16 protein-coding genes are annotated in these 16,392 nt (G+C 41.8%); 5 read left to right on the top strand and 11 right to left on the bottom strand.

The features are described 5' to 3' along the window. The first annotated feature begins 163 nt into the window (after positions 1 to 163). Together rpmC and ilvA are read left to right on the top strand one after the other, a co-directional pair. On the top strand, positions 164 to 511 hold the full coding sequence (gene rpmC / locus CMAQ_RS10970) for a 50S ribosomal protein L29 (RefSeq protein ID WP_012185997.1): 348 nt from the start codon (positions 164 to 166) through the stop codon (positions 509 to 511). 19 nt (positions 512 to 530) lie between these two features. Next, positions 531 to 1,787: a threonine ammonia-lyase gene (ilvA, locus tag CMAQ_RS04825; RefSeq protein ID WP_012185996.1), complete on the top strand. Its 1,257-nt coding sequence runs from the start codon at positions 531 to 533 to the stop codon at positions 1,785 to 1,787. Positions 1,788 to 1,795: 8 nt separating this feature from the next. Here the strand turns inward: ilvA and CMAQ_RS04820 are convergent, their stop codons facing one another. The 8 genes from CMAQ_RS04820 to CMAQ_RS04785 all read right to left on the bottom strand — a co-directional run bounded on the left by CMAQ_RS04820 (position 1,796) and on the right by CMAQ_RS04785 (position 9,703). Continuing rightward, positions 1,796 to 2,188, bottom strand: a complete 393-nt coding sequence (locus CMAQ_RS04820; protein WP_012185995.1) for a DUF1634 domain-containing protein — start codon at positions 2,186 to 2,188, stop codon at positions 1,796 to 1,798. Further along, the gene (locus CMAQ_RS04815; RefSeq protein WP_012185994.1) at positions 2,181 to 3,179 is read right to left on the bottom strand and encodes a sulfite exporter TauE/SafE family protein; all 999 of its coding nucleotides are present in this window, start codon (positions 3,177 to 3,179) and stop codon (positions 2,181 to 2,183) included. Before CMAQ_RS04815 ends, CMAQ_RS04820 begins: the two co-directional genes overlap by 8 nt. Before the next feature lie 256 nt (positions 3,180 to 3,435). Beyond that, complete coding sequence (locus CMAQ_RS04810) at positions 3,436 to 3,837, bottom strand: DUF1634 domain-containing protein (protein ID WP_012185993.1); 402 nt, start codon at positions 3,835 to 3,837, stop codon at positions 3,436 to 3,438. Then, on the bottom strand, positions 3,834 to 4,766 hold the full coding sequence (locus CMAQ_RS04805; protein WP_012185992.1) for a sulfite exporter TauE/SafE family protein: 933 nt from the start codon (positions 4,764 to 4,766) through the stop codon (positions 3,834 to 3,836). Before CMAQ_RS04805 ends, CMAQ_RS04810 begins: the two co-directional genes overlap by 4 nt. Before the next feature lie 153 nt (positions 4,767 to 4,919). Beyond that, positions 4,920 to 6,329 (bottom strand): TSUP family transporter, encoded by a 1,410-nt coding sequence (locus tag CMAQ_RS04800; protein WP_012185991.1) that lies wholly within the window; start codon positions 6,327 to 6,329, stop codon positions 4,920 to 4,922. A gap of 117 nt (positions 6,330 to 6,446) precedes the next feature. After that, a complete protein-coding gene (locus tag CMAQ_RS04795; protein ID WP_012185990.1) occupies positions 6,447 to 6,737 on the bottom strand; it encodes a hypothetical protein in 291 nt (96 codons plus the stop codon). A gap of 60 nt (positions 6,738 to 6,797) precedes the next feature. Further along, positions 6,798 to 9,020 (bottom strand): elongation factor EF-2, encoded by a 2,223-nt coding sequence (locus tag CMAQ_RS04790; protein WP_012185989.1) that lies wholly within the window; start codon positions 9,018 to 9,020, stop codon positions 6,798 to 6,800. A 74-nt stretch (positions 9,021 to 9,094) separates the two neighbouring features. Then, the gene (locus CMAQ_RS04785) at positions 9,095 to 9,703 is read right to left on the bottom strand and encodes a rhomboid family intramembrane serine protease (RefSeq protein ID WP_012185988.1); all 609 of its coding nucleotides are present in this window, start codon (positions 9,701 to 9,703) and stop codon (positions 9,095 to 9,097) included. 60 nt (positions 9,704 to 9,763) lie between these two features. On the opposite strand from CMAQ_RS04785, the gene CMAQ_RS04780 reads away from it, so the two are divergent. Both CMAQ_RS04780 and CMAQ_RS04775 read left to right on the top strand, forming a co-directional pair. After that, positions 9,764 to 11,566: a glycoside hydrolase 5 family protein gene (locus CMAQ_RS04780; protein ID WP_012185987.1), complete on the top strand. Its 1,803-nt coding sequence runs from the start codon at positions 9,764 to 9,766 to the stop codon at positions 11,564 to 11,566. 134 nt (positions 11,567 to 11,700) lie between these two features. Beyond that, complete coding sequence (locus CMAQ_RS04775; RefSeq protein ID WP_012185986.1) at positions 11,701 to 12,582, top strand: dihydrodipicolinate synthase family protein; 882 nt, start codon at positions 11,701 to 11,703, stop codon at positions 12,580 to 12,582. Here the strand turns inward: CMAQ_RS04775 and CMAQ_RS10380 are convergent. From CMAQ_RS10380 to CMAQ_RS04760, 3 genes are all read right to left on the bottom strand, one after another. Further along, complete coding sequence (locus CMAQ_RS10380; RefSeq protein ID WP_012185985.1) at positions 12,579 to 13,121, bottom strand: hypothetical protein; 543 nt, start codon at positions 13,119 to 13,121, stop codon at positions 12,579 to 12,581. The genes CMAQ_RS04775 and CMAQ_RS10380 overlap by 4 nt on opposite strands. Before the next feature lie 67 nt (positions 13,122 to 13,188). Beyond that, on the bottom strand, positions 13,189 to 14,430 hold the full coding sequence (locus CMAQ_RS04765; RefSeq protein WP_012185984.1) for a nicotinate phosphoribosyltransferase: 1,242 nt from the start codon (positions 14,428 to 14,430) through the stop codon (positions 13,189 to 13,191). Positions 14,431 to 14,563: 133 nt separating this feature from the next. Beyond that, positions 14,564 to 14,848: a stationary phase-response protein gene (locus tag CMAQ_RS04760; RefSeq protein WP_012185983.1), complete on the bottom strand. Its 285-nt coding sequence runs from the start codon at positions 14,846 to 14,848 to the stop codon at positions 14,564 to 14,566. Between the two features lie 160 nt (positions 14,849 to 15,008). On the opposite strand from CMAQ_RS04760, the gene CMAQ_RS04755 reads away from it, so the two are divergent. Further along, complete coding sequence (locus CMAQ_RS04755) at positions 15,009 to 16,334, top strand: class II fumarate hydratase (RefSeq protein WP_012185982.1); 1,326 nt, start codon at positions 15,009 to 15,011, stop codon at positions 16,332 to 16,334. Positions 16,335 to 16,392 lie beyond the last annotated feature (58 nt).

The following is a 16,392-nucleotide window of genomic DNA, read 5'->3' as shown; positions in this document are numbered from 1 at the left end:
GGAAGCTATTGATTAATAAAAGCTCCTGCATCATTTATTAACCTACTATTAGGTTATGATGATGCATTAACTTGAATCTAGGTAAGAGGAAGTAGGATAAGAGGTAATTCCTAGGATTCTTCCCTAGACTAAGCTTAAAAACACTTAACCCCGTAACCCCCTAATGCCGGAGAAGGTTAAGTTGAGGGATCTTAAGAACATGAGTAGAGAGGATAGGTTAAGGCTACTTAATGAGCTTAGGAGCGAATTAATAAGGCTAGAGACCCAAAGAGGTAGGGGTGTTGTTGATAATCCAGGGAGAATGAGGTACGTTAGGAGACTAATAGCTAGAATACTTACAATTGAGCATGAGACTGAGTTGAATGATTTAAGAAATAGGATAAATGAATTGGTTAAGAAGGGGGTATCGTATGATAAGGTTTCAATGCAATTGGGTATTAAAAAATCAACCTTAAGAAGGATACTGAGGGTCACGAAACCCAGTACCTCTACTAAACCTACCCAGCAATAAATATAAACTAGGGTTCTTTATTCTATCTGGTGAATTATATATCACAAGGGTTAATGAGGTCTACGAACTCAGTAGGGAGGCTTTAACCCTCATTAAGGATGCTCAAGCCAAGGGTATAATACATAGAACACCCCTCTATAGATCCGATACATTAAGTTCATTAACCAATGCCGATGTTTACCTTAAACTTGAGGCACTTCAAAAAACTGGGTCATTCAAGGTTAGAGGCGCCTACAACGCTGTAACACACTATATTAATGATGACGTTAAGCATGTTGTCACTGCATCAGCTGGTAATCATGCTCAAGGCGTTGCATACGTCGCTAAGATATATGGCTTGAAGTCTACGATAGTGATGCCTAAGTACACGCCGTGGATTAAAATAAGCAATACCAGGAAGTATGGTGCAGAAGTCATACTTGAGGGTCAATCTTACTATGAGGCTGAGAAGTATGCTATAGAGTTAACTAAGGAGCTTAAGGCAAAAATGATCCATGCATATGATGATCCATTCGTTATTGCTGGACAGGGAACAATAGGGTGGGAAATTATTGAGGATCTTAAGAATATTGACTACGTAATAGTCCCAGTGGGCGGTGGGGGATTAATATCAGGTATCGCCTCAGTTATTAAGACTATTAGCCCAAACACTAGGGTGATTGGGGTGCAGAGCGAGATAACTCCCTCAGCATACTTATCCCTTAAGCAAGGTAAGATCATTACGGTAGAGAACACGGACACTATCGCTGATGGTATAGCTGTTAAGAAGATTGGGGACTTAACCTTCGATATAATGCGGAATACGCTTGATGATGTGGTTTTAGTCAGTGACCAGGAAATAGTTAACGCCATACTAATATTGGCCGAGTCAGCCAAGGTTATAGCTGAGGGGGCTGGAGCAGCTGCTGTAGCTGCGTTACTGAGCGGTAAAATTAACGTTAAGGGTAATGTGGTGGCTGTTGTTAGTGGAGGTAATATTGATGTCACGATGCTTGCCAAGGTCCTTTACAAGGGACTTGTTCAAACAGGGAGATTAATTATGCTTAAGGGACTTATACCAGATAGGCCAGGTATGCTTGCCCAGGTAACTGGTGTTCTAGGTAGGCTGGGGGTTAATATTGTTGAAATTAGGCATGAGAGGTATAACCCATTAATAAGACCCAATTACACTGAGGTAGATGTAATAGTTGAAACACCACCTGAGGAGGGAGCTGTAGATAGGGTTATTGAGGAATTAAGTAGATTAGGCTTCAACTTTAAGGTTGAAGTGCCTTAATTCTGAGTTTAAATATGAAGTAATGCCGGGATCACGAATATTGCTAACATTAGATTAATGAAAACGATAATAGTTATCACCACGTAAATCCAGTCCTTCTCCATGGTGAAGGACACTATACCTAAAGCCACCCTAATCACAGGTGTTAATATCAGTAACATTAATCCGAGGACTATGAAGGATAAGCCATCTGCATGACTTAAGCCTGTTAATGCCACTGATGGTGGTAATAATGTTGTGTTAACGCGGGATCTAACACTCATTATTTGGGAATCACTATAACCTAAACCCTTACCCTCAATAACCAGTAGCGTTACCCCAATTAATATTAAGACTACACTTATTATTACACCAATTCTAAGCGCCAACCCTATTACATAATCCATATCCCACTTAACCATGCATCTCACCCTTACGTTCAATAACCTTAGTCCTTAATCCATACTTATAGAATAATGTAACCATCACCACCACTGTGAATGCTAGGCTTAACGCGTACTGTAACGCCACTGGTATAACTAGTAGGTGATTCAAATATAAGCCCCTAAGCAGCATCTCCATACCTAAGAAGGCTAATATAGCTAAGAACACCCACCTAACCTGCTTATTAGTTATTCTAACTAGTATCCTTGTACCAGCCATTGCACCTATTAGCACTCCGATAGCGGTGGCTGCAGCTATGAATGGTTGAATATAGCCCAGGTACCAGTATATACTACTCCCTGTGGCTGCTGTTACTCCTATCATGAAGTTGCTTGTTGTTGTGCTTACCTTCATTGGTAGGTTCATTGCCCAATCCATACCGAGAACCTTCAAAGCACCACTACCAATACCAAGCAAACCACTAATAAAACCAGCAAAAAACATAATCAACTCACCCAACCACCAACGAACACCCCAATACTTAACCTCCATCTTCAAGGCATCATCATAGTAACTACCATATAGCTTAAACACCTTAGTTGTCCAATCAGGCGGCTTAGGGTCAGGGATCTCATACTTACTCCTCTGGGCGGTTGGTATTATTGACATTAATATAACTATACCGAAGACAACGTACACTATCCACTCTAAGTTATGTGAGTAAATGTAGGCGACCGTTAATGACCCAACTATTGAACCAGTGGTTGTGGCTATTTCAAGACCCATACCAATTCTAATATTAGTTATCTTATCCTTTATGTATGCACTAGCTGCACCACTGGATGTTGATATTGTTGATATTAAGGCTGCACCAGCTGCGTAGGCTATCGGTATACCTAGGAAGAGCGTTAATACAGGAACTAGGACTGTACCACCCCCTAATCCTGTTAATGACCCCAATAAGCCAGCTAATATACTTGCCACAAGTATTTCCACGAATATCAGTAGCCTTGCAAATATACTCAGCATATGGAATAAATCTGGCTACCTACGGTTTAAAAAACGAACCTCATTATACCTATTATCATAAAGTATGATATGAATTACGCATAACTCAATACATTGCAGCATATTATAGTAGGCATTATCTACACTGTATTTCACAATGAATCTTTTTATAATTCAAATATTTAAGCATGAGGGTTCGATCATAAGCTATATTGCTAATTTCAAGTAGAAGGCCTTGATTTAAATACCGTATTAATAATGCCATTAAATTACTGTATTAACCTAAACTAACGTTAATTATACCTAAAGCTGATATTAGTAATATAGTTACCAATATTAATGAGATAATGACGTATATTATATCCTTCTTTAGTATTAATGCTGTGGCTGTTAATAATAACCCTATAATTGCCGCTGAACCGAAAATGGTCATACCTATGCCTTCAAGTTCATTAAGCCTTGCTGTAATTGAACCAGTATAACACATTTTCAATTCATTAGGAGGATCACCACTAAGTAATCCACCTATTGTGCAGAATGCAGCATCACTGTGCCTTAATATTATTAATACACAACCAATTATGAGTAATAATATGCTTACTAGTACAAGTATGTAAACTATGTCGCCGTATATTCTTGCTTCAGGTCCCTCCCTAATAGTGGATTTTTCAATACTCACTGCAACCACCCCATTAGTAATGGTAATGATTGCTGTATTAGCCTTAAGCCGGCAATAACCATGACCATAATCACCAGTATCCTTATCCAACTAATCTTCACCTTAGGCATTATTCTTGATCCAAGGCGTGCACCAATTATAATACCTAATAAGCATGGTACCGCGAAGAGCGGAATGAAGGCGCCATTATTAATGTAAACCCACATTGCAGCGGTATCACCAATACCTATCAATACAATGCTTGATGCACTGGCCACCTTTAAGGGAATGTACATTAACATGCTATAGACAGGTACAATAGCCCAGCCAGCCCCCAGCCCAAACATACCTGACACTAATCCAATACCCATTAAACTCAACAATCCCCATTGCAGGTTCACCACCTTATACTCAATAAGCAGGTTAAGTGATTTCTCTACATACGATGAGTTAAGCCTAAGTAATTCAGCTAACTTATCCCCGCCACTGGGAGGCTTTGGTATATCAGTCTTATTACCCCTTACTATGAATAATGCGGCTATGGCTAAAACAAGCATACCAAGGCTCAGCCTTATGATTGACTTACCCACTGAGCCAAAGACACTGGTTATGTGTAACCCTATTACTGATCCAATTATTGCGAAAAGTGTATATGGAATCGATGAAACTAGTACTAGCCTGAAGTTAGCTAAGTTACCGTGTAAGTACGGCTTAGCACTCACTAAGGAACTCATAGTTGCTATTGCTAATCCAGTACTCCTAATTATGTCAGGGTTAATGGATGTGAAGGCCATCATTATTGGTGTAAATAAGACACCCCCACCCACACCGGCTAGTGCAGCTATAAAGCCTATAACAATGCATATACACATTAATAAAACTAGGAAGATAAGTGGACTCCCTAAGGGGGTTAATCCTATTGCATACATTACTAGAGTTAGCATTGCCATATTACTTATATTACTTTTAGCATGGTTTAGTAAACATTTTTCATATAAAAACTATCAATCAGTTTTCCATAAGGGGTCCTTATAAATTCATGAACATATTAAGGTATTGTTTCACATTTTATATAATACTAGTTTCATTACAACTTCCTAACTTCACCTTATGAGTACTGGCAGAACCACTATTGCAAGCATCAAATTAATGAACACTATCAATGTGAATACTAAGTAAAGTATGTCATGCTCAAGCGTGAACCTAACCATATTAATGATTATCATTAATATTGGTATCGCTATTAATGCAAGAAGCCCAATGAGCATTATACATAAGCCATCGAATTTAATTAAGCCACTGATTATTGTAGCAGTCCCTATTAGTGATGTATTTAATTGGCTTGATGGATCAGTTATTATGCTTAATGGGAATTGAAGACCGTGCCCGGTTACGACCATTACTAGTAATCCTATTACCATTAATAACACGCTTACAAGTACTCCATACTTAAGTAAGCCACTGGTTACGCCTATGAACTTCTCCTCAATGGAACTGGTGTCGCTTGGCTGTGTACGATACATTATGACTGTCTCATCAGCGGTATTAGTGTACTTATATGTAAGTAATAGATATAGCGCACTAATTACTATGGCTGAAAAGACTGCCGCCACTATATTTCTTTCAAGGGATGTTAATGGTAATAGATGCTCCTTGCCTAAGCCCCTAAGCGTCATTCTTAACCCAAAGTATGCCAATACACCTACGAAAACCCACCTAATCTGTCTATTAGTAATCCGTATTAATAATCTAGTACCGATCATTGAACCCATTAATACCCCCACTGCCGCAGCAACGGCTATGAATGGTTGAATATAGCCGAAATGCCAATACAGTGAACTGCTTGTGGCTGCTGTTACTCCTATCATGAAGTTGCTTGTTGTTGTGCTTACCTTCATTGGTAGGTTCATTGCCCAATCCATACCGAGAACCTTCAAAGCACCACTACCAATACCAAGCAAACCACTAATAAAACCAGCAAAAAACATAATCAACTCACCCAACCACCAACGAACACCCCAATACTTATACCAAATTTTAAGCGCAGGATCATAACAGACACCGTATAATCTAAGTAGCTTAGTTGTCTTATCTGGATTACGTAATGGTGGTAGTTCACATGTGCTTCTCTGCACAGTGGGTATTATTGAGAGTAGAAGCACTATACCGAATACGGTGTAAATGATCCATGTTAAACCATGCTCATACACGTAATTAGCGGTTAATGAACCAACAATAGCACCACCTGAGGTGGCTGTAACTAGGCTTATCCCAATCCTATCATTAGCCAGCCTCCTCTTAACATAGACACTTGCCGAACCAGCTGAGGTAGCTATGGTTGATATTAAGGCTGAACCAGAGGCATACATCATTGGTATTCCTACGAATAAGGTTAACACAGGGGTAAGTACAACCCCACCACCTAGGCCAGCTAATGAACCTAGTATGCCTGCGCATAGGCCTGCAATCATAATTTCTACGAATTTAGCTAGGGCTATTATGTTCCCAAGCATTAATGCGGCATCTTCCTTAATCCTTATTAAGGGTTATTTCTCAATGTAAGATGAATATACTAACATGAATATATTCATTAGTCTAAAATAAAGTATTTCACATTCATAGAACTATAATTACTTCTCATACTCTATAAATAAATATGTTGATTCTCTGCCAAAATCCAATAATTTACCACCCAACAATGGTATAGCCCTCTTAATCATAGTGAAGCACGTGTAATTATCTAGAAGGACCCTATACCTTTTATTATGTTCACCTAGTTGGTAATTCATGAGGAATTTCTTAAGCGCATCACATCCTATTCCTCTTAAATCCATAACCTCAATTTTATTATCCCGTCCACTGGCCCTTGAGGCTAATATTTCCTTAATTAACCTTCTCTTTAAATCCTCGACATCATCCATGTATTAATTTAAGTTACTTAAGGTGTTTTTATGGTTCATGGTTAATGCATTATATGCATTTTATGCAATCGTCGAAATGTAGTCCTCAATCTTAGGTAACTCCTTAGGTAACCCCTTCTTCTCCCTAATCGATAGTATTAAGCTTTCACGAAGGCTTTCAGGCACTGGTGCCCAGCGTGAGAATTGTAGGCTCCAGAAGACTCTACCTGTTGTGGCGCTTCTAAGCTCATCACTTATGTTGAATGACTCTATTACAGGTATTTCACCCTTAACAATCACCTCCATTGTCTCAGTCTGAGTAACATCAATAACCCTACCCCTATGCCTAGTTATTACACTGGTTACTGGACCCATGTTATCCACCGTGGTCTTAGCGTCAATCAGTAGGAGAGGCTCAAGCAGCGTTGGGTTGGCTGAGAGGAAGCTGGCGAATATTGCATTCTTGGTGGCGGGCATTATTTGAGCTGGACCCCTGTGGGCTGGATCCTCATGAACCACTGCGTCATGTAGTATTACCTTAACACCCCTTATTGGTTCCTGGGCCAATGGTCCAGCTGACATTGACCATCTGAAGCCTTGAACTATGTAATCCCTAATCTCCCTGAGGTGTTGAATACCACTGGTCTTATCAATGAGCACGTTAATGTACTGGTTATCTATTGCCCAAATACCCCTAGCCTCATCAGTATCCCAATTAGCCTTCTCCCTAAGTATCCTAGCCCTCTCTCTCGGATCCATATCCTCAGTTACCTCACTGTACTGTATTAGGCTAATGGACTCCTCGTCAAGTGGTTCAACACTTATGTATAGCCTATTATGCTTATTAGGTGACTTACCCTCAAAGACCTGTGACCTAGCCCTAACAGTCTCCCTAAACCTAACCAATGGTTGTGAAACAACGAAGTCTAGGCCAGTCCTATCCTTAAGTAACCATGTGGCTATCTCAAGGTGCAGTGTACCAACACCACTCAGCAGTATTTGCCCAGTCTCCTCATCAATCTTAAGGCTTAACGTTGGATCCTCAATAACCAGATCCCTAAGACCCTCAACTAGCTTAGCTAAATCATTAGGATTCTTAGGCTCTATGGCTACCGTAACCACTGGCTCAGACACATACCTCATCTTCTCGAATGGTGGAATATCCTTAAGCGCCGTCGCCACAAGAGTATCACCAGCCCTGGCCTCATCAACACCCATTAACGCCACTATGTTCCCTGCAGTAACCTCGGGCACTATTATCCTATTAGGACCCATGTATAGGTATGTTTGAAGAACCTTCTTAGTTATCTTCTGCCCAATTATGTAAACCTCATCCCCCTCCCTAATGGTTCCACTGAAGACTCTACCAGTGGCTATTAAGCCTGCATGGGGATCCTTATTTATCTTACTTATAGCTATGACTAATGGGCCATTAGGGTCAGCGTCAAGTAAAGCCTTCCCCACTGGACTATTCAAATCACCCTTCCACAGCTTAGGTACCCTGTACTTCTGAGCAACATCAGGTGGTGGAATATGCTCTATAATCATGGTTAACAGAGTCCTGTAGAGTGGGAATTCCTGAGCAAGCTCATCAACGGCATTCCTCTCGTAGGCATCCATTATGTAACTGAACTTAATACCCTTCTCCTGCATCATTGGTATTGTTAAACCCCACTTACTTAAGGCTGAACCAAACGCAACCTGCCCCTTATTAACACTAACCTTCCACTTCTCCTTAAACTCAGGTGGCGCGTATGAGTCAATGAGTGAGTTAAACTCCTTAGTAATGTAGAGTATTCTATTACCAATGTCCTGTGGAGGTAACCTAAGCTCCTTAATTAACCTATCTATCTTATTAATGAAGAGCACTGGCCTAACCATCTCCTCCATAGCCTGCTTAACCACAGTCTCGGTTTGAGTCATAACACCCTCCACTGCATCAACAACAACAAGTGCACCATCCATTACCCTAAGTGACCTAGTCACATGCCCCGTGAAGTCAACGTGGCCTGGTGTATCAACGAAGTTTATAAGGTAGGGTTTACCACCGTACTCGAAGTATAGGCTTATGTTAGCTGCCTTAACGGTCATTTGCCTTATCTGCTCAATCTCAACGTAATCCAAGGCAAGCGCCTTACCTGCAACCTTAGGGCTAAGTAAACCAGCACCCATGAGTAGTGAATCCGTTGTAGTTGTTTTACCATGGTCAACGTGCGCCAATGTACCAACATTCCTAATCTGTGATGGATTCCTCATTATCTCTAGAATATCCTCTATCCTCTTCTCAACAACTCTAACTGACATTCATGATCACGCGGACTTTCCTATAAGCTTATATAAAGTTTTCTCAGGCAAGACCAGGGTAAGTTGATTCAGTGTTAAAAATACCTATACCTAAGCCTAGCACCATACCTAACAACCCTCCTATACCAAACATAGCCGTAAACTATACCAACTACGAAACCCAGTAAATGACCAAGATATGCTATGCCGAAACTGGCTGCGAATGGTGTTAGGAGGAATATTATCGCTATTACGTTCCATGGATTAGATAATATTACCCACCTATCAGGTAGGGCGATTATGAATCCTATCATACCGAATAACGCCCCTGAAGCCCCTGCAATGAATGTATTGGGTCCATATATGAATATTGATAATGCTGAGAAGAATCCTGAAATTAGGTAAACCCTCCACATCATACCCCTCCCATACCTACGCTCGAAGAATGGGCCGATGAAGAACAGGGTAAGCATATTAAACACGTAATCAAGTATGGATGGGTCGAAGAACATTGATGTGACTAACCCAAGAGGCCAAGGTAAATACGGCGCTATTAAGTAGTCTGATAGGAGGATACCCATTAATGCTGAAACCCTCCCTAAGCCAAGGTAACTGAACACTAGGTATGGTATTGATAAAACACTATTTATGATTATTATTATTGCCGTCGTCCTAGCGTTAACGTGAAGTGGTTGACTAGCCATTAGTACTCAATGAGCCTAATGAGGTATTACTTTAAAACTTTATTCCCAGGGAATTAACTCATGTTCTTAATAGGCTTGAATTACTGGAGCAAGAGCGGGGGGCCATTGATGTGGAGGTTCTTTAACGAGGAGATTGTTGATAAGGAATTAGCCCAAATTAGGGAACTGGGCGTTGATGTGATTAGAGCCTTCATTTACTGGCCTGACTTCCAGAGAGAGCCTGGTAGGGTTGATGAGGAGATGCTTAGGAGGTTGGGGAGGTTCCTTGACCTTGCTCATAAGCATGATGTTGGGGTTTACTTAACCTTCATTGTTGGCCACATGTCTGGTGAGAACTGGGATCCTCAATGGAGGGGTGGCAGAGACTTCTTTGAACTGAGGAATGAGGTTAAGGTCCTCATTGAGACCATAGTGTCAAGGTTCAGGGGTCATCCAGCCATTAGAGGTTGGATACTTAGCAATGAGTTACCGATATACGCAACGTCAAGTGAGGATAAGGTTACTGACTGGATTAGGGAAATGTCAAGTCTAGTTAAGTCACTTGATGGTGGACACTGGGTCACCACTGGGGATGGGTGCTGGGGGATTATGGGTGCGTTCAATGGCTTTAACCCATACAGGTATAAGGATTACGTTGACTACATGGGGCCTCACTTCTACACCCCTGACACTGATGCTGTTAGGCATACTGTAATGCCTCAGTTAATAATTAAGGCCTGCAGGGGGTTAGGGAAGCCCACAATACTTGAGGAGTTTGGGGCATCATCAACACTTGGTTCTGATGAGCACATAGCAGGCTACTACAGGACTGTACTAATGGGTTCCTTAATCAGTGGAGCCGTGGGGGCGTGGGGCTGGTGTTACAGTGACTTCCCATTAATTAACCAGAGGCCGTACTCCCATCACCCTCATGAACTCAGGTTCGGTGTAACCACAGTTGATTGGAGGGTTAAGCCTCAGGGTGATGAATTAACCAGGTTCTCCAGGTTAATTTCAACCCTCGGTGATGTGGAACCTGTGGAGGATCCTGTCGCTGTACTATTCCCATCATACGTATACTGGAGTTACCCATTCACCTCAAGGGATGATGCCCGTAAAATATCCACTGCACTCCTCTCCTCATACGTTATGCTTGTTCAAAACGGCTTGAACCCAAGGGTCATTATTGAGGAACCCTTAACAGATGGCGTAATCATAGAGGAGGGTAGGAGTAAGATTAGTGGTGACGTTAAGGTACTATTCCTACCATGTGCATTAAGGTATCTTGCCCAGACGCAGGAGGAGATTAGGAGATTTGTTGAGAAGGGTGGGGTTGCTGTGATTTCGTACTGCTATGGCTTCTGGATGAATATCGACTGGGCTATTAAACTAGACCTCTACTATAATTACCCCATACTCTCCGATGGGTTGAATACAACGGTTGATAACGTTAACATTAATGTACCAGCAATGGGCTACACCTACGATAGAGCCATAGCTAAGGTTAATGGAGGAGACGTATTGCTTAAGGATTCTGCAGGTAACCCAGTTATTGTATACTCCAACGTTGGTTCAGGTAGAGTATACTTCATAACCTACCCACTGGAGTATTGGTTAGGCCTAAGTCCAAAACCCTTTGAGAACCATGATGCGCATCTACTCTATAATCTAATACTGAGAAGGGAGGGGATTGGTGCATTAACGCCTAGTAAGTGGGTTCAAGTGGCTAGGCTTAAGTCAAGTAAGTACAGTTACGTGGCGTACATTAACCATGGGTGGAGTGACGTTAAGATAAATGTAAGTGGTGTTAATGTTGAAACAGGCGAGAAGGTTAGGGGTGAGTATGTTCTTAGAGGTAAGGACTACCTCATTGTGAGAGAGTAATTGGTTAATTTCACGTATTAATACGCAAGAATTAAATACCTAATTTTACCATAACCGTAAGATTAAGTATCACTTATTAGGCTTAACCCTACATTACCCAGAGTATTTTTAAGCGCACTAATTAATAGGCTATTATGGAGGGTGTGTTGGTTGCTTTAACAATACCCTTTAAGAATGGGAGGGTTGATGCCGATGGTTTGTCTGCACATGTTTCATCACTTGTTAAGGATGGGGTCAATGGCTTCTTCCCCCTCGGCACCACCGGTATGGGTGTTTTACTCAACCTTGAGGAGAGGGAGGCTGTTATTAAGACTGTGGCTGAGGCTTCAGGTAATAAGCCTATTGTTGTTCAAGTTGGTTCACTGGATTGGGATACCGTTGCCGGTACTGTTAAGCTTGCTGAGAAGTATGGTGCATCAGCGGTTGCCTCAATTGTACCTATTTACTATAGGCCGGATTATGAAACAATAAGGAGGTATTTCATGAAGCTGAATCAATTAACCAAACTTCCAACGTTCATATATAATATCCCAGGTAACGCTGGGTTTAACGTGACTCCGGATATTGTTGCCAGGTTAATTAAGGATGGGGTTAGGATCACTGGAGTAAAGGATAGTAGTGGTGACTTGGGTCAGTTAATGCAGTTCATTGAAATGGGACTGGAGGTATTTAATGGTTCAGACCACATGATAGCGCCATCAGTAATAGTGGGGGCTAAGGGGTGTATTTCAGCTTTATCCAACTCAATAACTAACCTAGTTATCGACACGTATAGGAGGGCTAAGGATGGAGACGTGAATAATGCATTAAGGACACAGGCCTTAGTCACTAAGGTGAGGGATACCGCCAATAAGTATCCAAGACCAGCAGTGCATTATAGCTTAGTGAAACTCCTCAAGTACGACTTCGGGGGTGTTAAGGAACCATTAGTAAGGGGCTTAACTAGGGAGGAGGAGGAATCCCTCGCATCAGACTTAAGTAAACTGGGCTTCAGGGTAAGGGTTTCAGGGGTTTAAACGTAAATATTGTATTTAACAATAGCCATTGGCTCAATATTCCTCAATATGTAGACCTCCTTATAAAAGCCCTTGTTTAAAACCCCTATGAATAGGAAGTCATTAATATCGTTTATTCTTATTGAGTAAGAGAACATGAATTTATTAAGCCCATATGCCGATGAAACCAATTCATTAAGCCCCTCATCAGGCTTCACCTCATAAACTGGGTTAGGTTCAGCGTTGTTTTGTATTAAACTTGGTAATAGGGCCGGTTCCACAGGCCAGGGTTCAGGACCTGAATCACCCTGTTTAAGCCTGTAGGCAAACACCTTCTCTATAGTCTTCCTACCAAGCTTACTCTCATCAATCCTCTTAATTAAATCATCAGTACTCTTAAAGTCCAAGACAGCCTCAAGGTAAACCAACTCATCCTCAGCGAAGTACCTTATGTAGGGTACTTCAAAGCTAGTGACCTCAACACCATTAATATCCTCCACATGGTACTTAGTCCTCCTCACATACTCTAACTCACCAGCCTTCCTCTCACCCTCACTCAAGGTAAATCACCCATTGCATAAAATAGTAGGTTCGTAGACTCTAAGTAATGCGCAGTGCTTTAAAAACTTAGCCCCCCAATGAACTAAAGTACACGGATACTGAACCATTACTTTTCTTTAATTCGCTTAATTGGGCAAGTACGTGATCCCTAACATCACTTGGTTTACTGCTCACTAATACGCCGCTTGACTCATCGTAAACCTTCCTTATTAAAGCCTCGGGCTCTGAACCATCAGGGCACTTAACGGTGGAGTTGAATGGGGTAATGAAGTCCCTAAAGCCACTGCACCTGTAGACTTGCTTAAAGCCAGGCATCTTACCCCTCTTAGTTAATGGTACCCATTTACCCAACCCCTCGTCATAATACTCAACTATGTCCATGCTTATGTCCACACTGGGTGGGAAGGCTATTGATGTTCCAACACCGAATGAATCCACTAAATCACTTAATTCACTTACGGCCTCCTCATCAAGGCCACCGCTCACTATTATTTTAACATTCCTATACCCGGCTAATTCAAGAGTCCACTTAACCTCCTCCACTATAGCCTTCATATTACCCCTCCTACTGCTTGGTGTATCTAACCTTACACCACTCAGCCTCTCACCCAGTAGTTTAGCTGCCATTAATGCCTCCTCCCTCTCATCAAGGAAGGTATCAGCCAGAACTATCCTAGGAACATCCCCTGGAACCACCCGATCAAACCAAACCCACGCTAAAGTATGATCATTCTTAACAGCCTTAAAAACTATCATTAAGGCATGCGGCATAGTGCCTGACGCGGGTATACCAAGTAACCTTGCCCCAACAACATTAGCAACACCATCACACCCACCCATGTACGCTGCCTTATCAGCCATCGGCTGTATAATAGGGTGAAGCGCCCTTGCCCCAAAGAATAGGCATTGCTTATTCATTGCCCTATACTTTATTCTAGCCGCCTTTGAGGATATTGATGAGTAATGCCTAAGTATACCCAGTATTGGGGTCTCATAGACCGCGAAGTCAATGTAATTACCCTCAATGATCATTAATGGTTCCTTAGCCTGAAAAACAGTGCCCTCAGGCATTGAGTAGACGTTAACCTTAAGTCCAGCCCTCCTCACTAATTCAAGTACTTCACTTAACCCAGTGTAAACCGCCCACTCGTAGTCCCTTGGAAGACTCATTACGTGGAATTCAGCCCTAACCTTAACCTTATCTAACCCAGCTGCCTTAAGGACATCCACAGTCCTAATGAAGTACACGTCAGTTACCTCACCCCTAATAACCTCATCCTCACTGGCAACAGTGAACGCCCTCTCCATGAGTAAAGGTGCTTAATCAGAGTGGTTATAAACAGTTATGTGCAGTTTTAGAAATCAACACCAATACTCAGTTAAGTAAACCCTTTCCCGGGTACGCGTAAAACCACTCATTGAAAGGTTAGGTAAAGCATAATTAACCAACAATATCCTTTACCTGCTCCAGAACAGCGATAATCTGCAGTATAAGGACCCTACTGTACGTAGGCATATTGGGGTCGGATAAGGCATCATCAAGTAGACTGACTACTGTTGAAGCCCTTAAACCTGGGCTCATTTCATTATTCCTAAGGATCCTAGCAGCCTCACTGGCAGCCCTCCTAATATTCCTCGGTATACCCATATCGTGGATTATCCTCTCCAGGTAGTAAAGTGCCTGGGCTATCTTCTCATTAGCCTCATTGCTGGCCAGTGATGACATAACCTATAGGGTATTCCTATAGCTTAATAAGCTTTTTACCACATGCATAATCCTTAGCCTAATAAAACTACCCTACTCCTCAGTAGGGGAATTATTACAGGGTGTCGTTTCCCAGTTGCCGATACTGTAAGGAATAAATGCCCTGAAATTAAGCAACACTATGAAGTACACTGAGGCGGCGACAAGACTTTTCATGGCCACTGGGACAAAGTTTCCTCGCCAAGTAATATGGGCCATGGGTTTAGTGAAGTACGCATCAGCGAAGGTTAACACTGAATTAGGCTTGCTTAGTGGTGATATTGGGCATGCGATAATGGAGGCATCTAAGGAAGTTATGGATGGTAGGTTTGATGATGAAGTAACAGTGGATGTATTCCAAACAGGCTCCGGCACGGGATTAAACATGAATATTAACGAAGTAATCGCGGAAAGAGCCGGTGAAATTTCAGGGAAGAGAATTCACCCTAATGATCACGTGAATTTAGGGCAATCATCAAACGATACCGTATCCACGGCCATTAGGATAGCGGCTGTGCACTCCTCCATGTTACTCCTCATACCGGCCCTTAATAAATTAATTACATCATTAGGTGAGAAGTCGTCATTATTTAATACCGTAATCAAGGCTGGTAGGACTCATTTAAGGGATGCATTACCCATAACCCTAGGGCAGGAATTAAGTGGTTACCTTGATGCATTCTCCCACGACTTAAAGATCATTGAATCCACCCTGGATTACGTTAAGGAATTACCCATAGGTGGAACAGCAGTGGGTACTGGGTTAAATACCCACCCGGAATTTCAGGGAAGGGTAATAAAGGAGATTAATGAAATCACATCCCTTGATTTTAAACCCGCGAATAAGTTCAGGGGATTAAAACTCCTAACTGATATACTTAACTTGAGCGGTGCATTAAGGGCAACAGCCATTGACTTATACAGGTTGGGACAGGATATAAGGTTAATGTTCTCAGGCCCCATGACTGGGTTAAATGAGATTGATTTACCAACACAAGGGGAAGTGGCTGGAAGCAGTATTATGCCGGGTAAAACTAACCCAGTAACCGTGGAGGCAACCTTACTGGCAGTGGCTCAAGTGGTAGGGTTAGATCACGCTAATCAATTTGCATCAATGCTTGGGGAATTTGAATTAGCCATGGGGGTGCCTTTAATGGGTTATAACATAGTGCTTCAAGTCCACTTGCTCTCTGAGGCGTTAAGTAAGTTTACTAACCTTGTGATTGATGGAATGGTTCCCAACACAGATAGGATGAGGAGATACGCAGAAAGTAGCCCATCATTAATAACAGTGATTTCACCAGTAATTGGGTACGATAAAGCCGCTGAAATAGGTAGGAGATTAACGCATGGGTTATCAATAAGGGAGGCATTAAGGGAATTAGGGTACACTGATGAGCAGATTAATGAAATCCTTAACCTAGAGAAGTTAACTAAACCTGGCTTTCCATTAAGTCATGAATCCTGAAAACCACATTCTTTAAGTTTCTAGAATACTCTAAAAGGGTAATGTGGGTTCTTTTAAC

The organism is Caldivirga maquilingensis IC-167, from assembly GCF_000018305.1.
Taxonomy (GTDB): domain Archaea; phylum Thermoproteota; class Thermoprotei; order Thermoproteales; family Thermocladiaceae; genus Caldivirga; species Caldivirga maquilingensis.
This window is presented reverse-complemented; position numbering and strand designations above follow the sequence as displayed.

Excerpts from the sequence above, each read along its gene's own strand:
- CMAQ_RS04775 (WP_012185986.1), top strand. The coding sequence starts at position 11,701 with ATGGAGGGTGTGTTGGTTGCTTTAACAATACCCTTTAAGAATGGGAGG.
- CMAQ_RS04760 (WP_012185983.1), bottom strand. The coding sequence starts at position 14,848 with ATGTCATCACTGGCCAGCAATGAGGCTAATGAGAAGATAGCCCAGGCA.
- CMAQ_RS04780 (WP_012185987.1), top strand. The coding sequence starts at position 9,764 with ATGTTCTTAATAGGCTTGAATTACTGGAGCAAGAGCGGGGGGCCATTG.
- CMAQ_RS04765 (WP_012185984.1), bottom strand. The coding sequence starts at position 14,430 with ATGGAGAGGGCGTTCACTGTTGCCAGTGAGGATGAGGTTATTAGGGGT.
- CMAQ_RS04805 (WP_012185992.1), bottom strand. The coding sequence starts at position 4,766 with ATGGCAATGCTAACTCTAGTAATGTATGCAATAGGATTAACCCCCTTA.
- CMAQ_RS04755 (WP_012185982.1), top strand. The coding sequence starts at position 15,009 with ATGAAGTACACTGAGGCGGCGACAAGACTTTTCATGGCCACTGGGACA.
- CMAQ_RS04820 (WP_012185995.1), bottom strand. The coding sequence starts at position 2,188 with ATGGTTAAGTGGGATATGGATTATGTAATAGGGTTGGCGCTTAGAATT.
- CMAQ_RS04785 (WP_012185988.1), bottom strand. The coding sequence starts at position 9,703 with ATGGCTAGTCAACCACTTCACGTTAACGCTAGGACGACGGCAATAATA.
- CMAQ_RS04815 (WP_012185994.1), bottom strand. The coding sequence starts at position 3,179 with ATGCTGAGTATATTTGCAAGGCTACTGATATTCGTGGAAATACTTGTG.
- rpmC (WP_012185997.1), top strand. The coding sequence starts at position 164 with ATGCCGGAGAAGGTTAAGTTGAGGGATCTTAAGAACATGAGTAGAGAG.
- CMAQ_RS04790 (WP_012185989.1), bottom strand. The coding sequence starts at position 9,020 with ATGTCAGTTAGAGTTGTTGAGAAGAGGATAGAGGATATTCTAGAGATA.
- CMAQ_RS04800 (WP_012185991.1), bottom strand. The coding sequence starts at position 6,329 with ATGCTTGGGAACATAATAGCCCTAGCTAAATTCGTAGAAATTATGATT.
- CMAQ_RS04795 (WP_012185990.1), bottom strand. The coding sequence starts at position 6,737 with ATGGATGATGTCGAGGATTTAAAGAGAAGGTTAATTAAGGAAATATTA.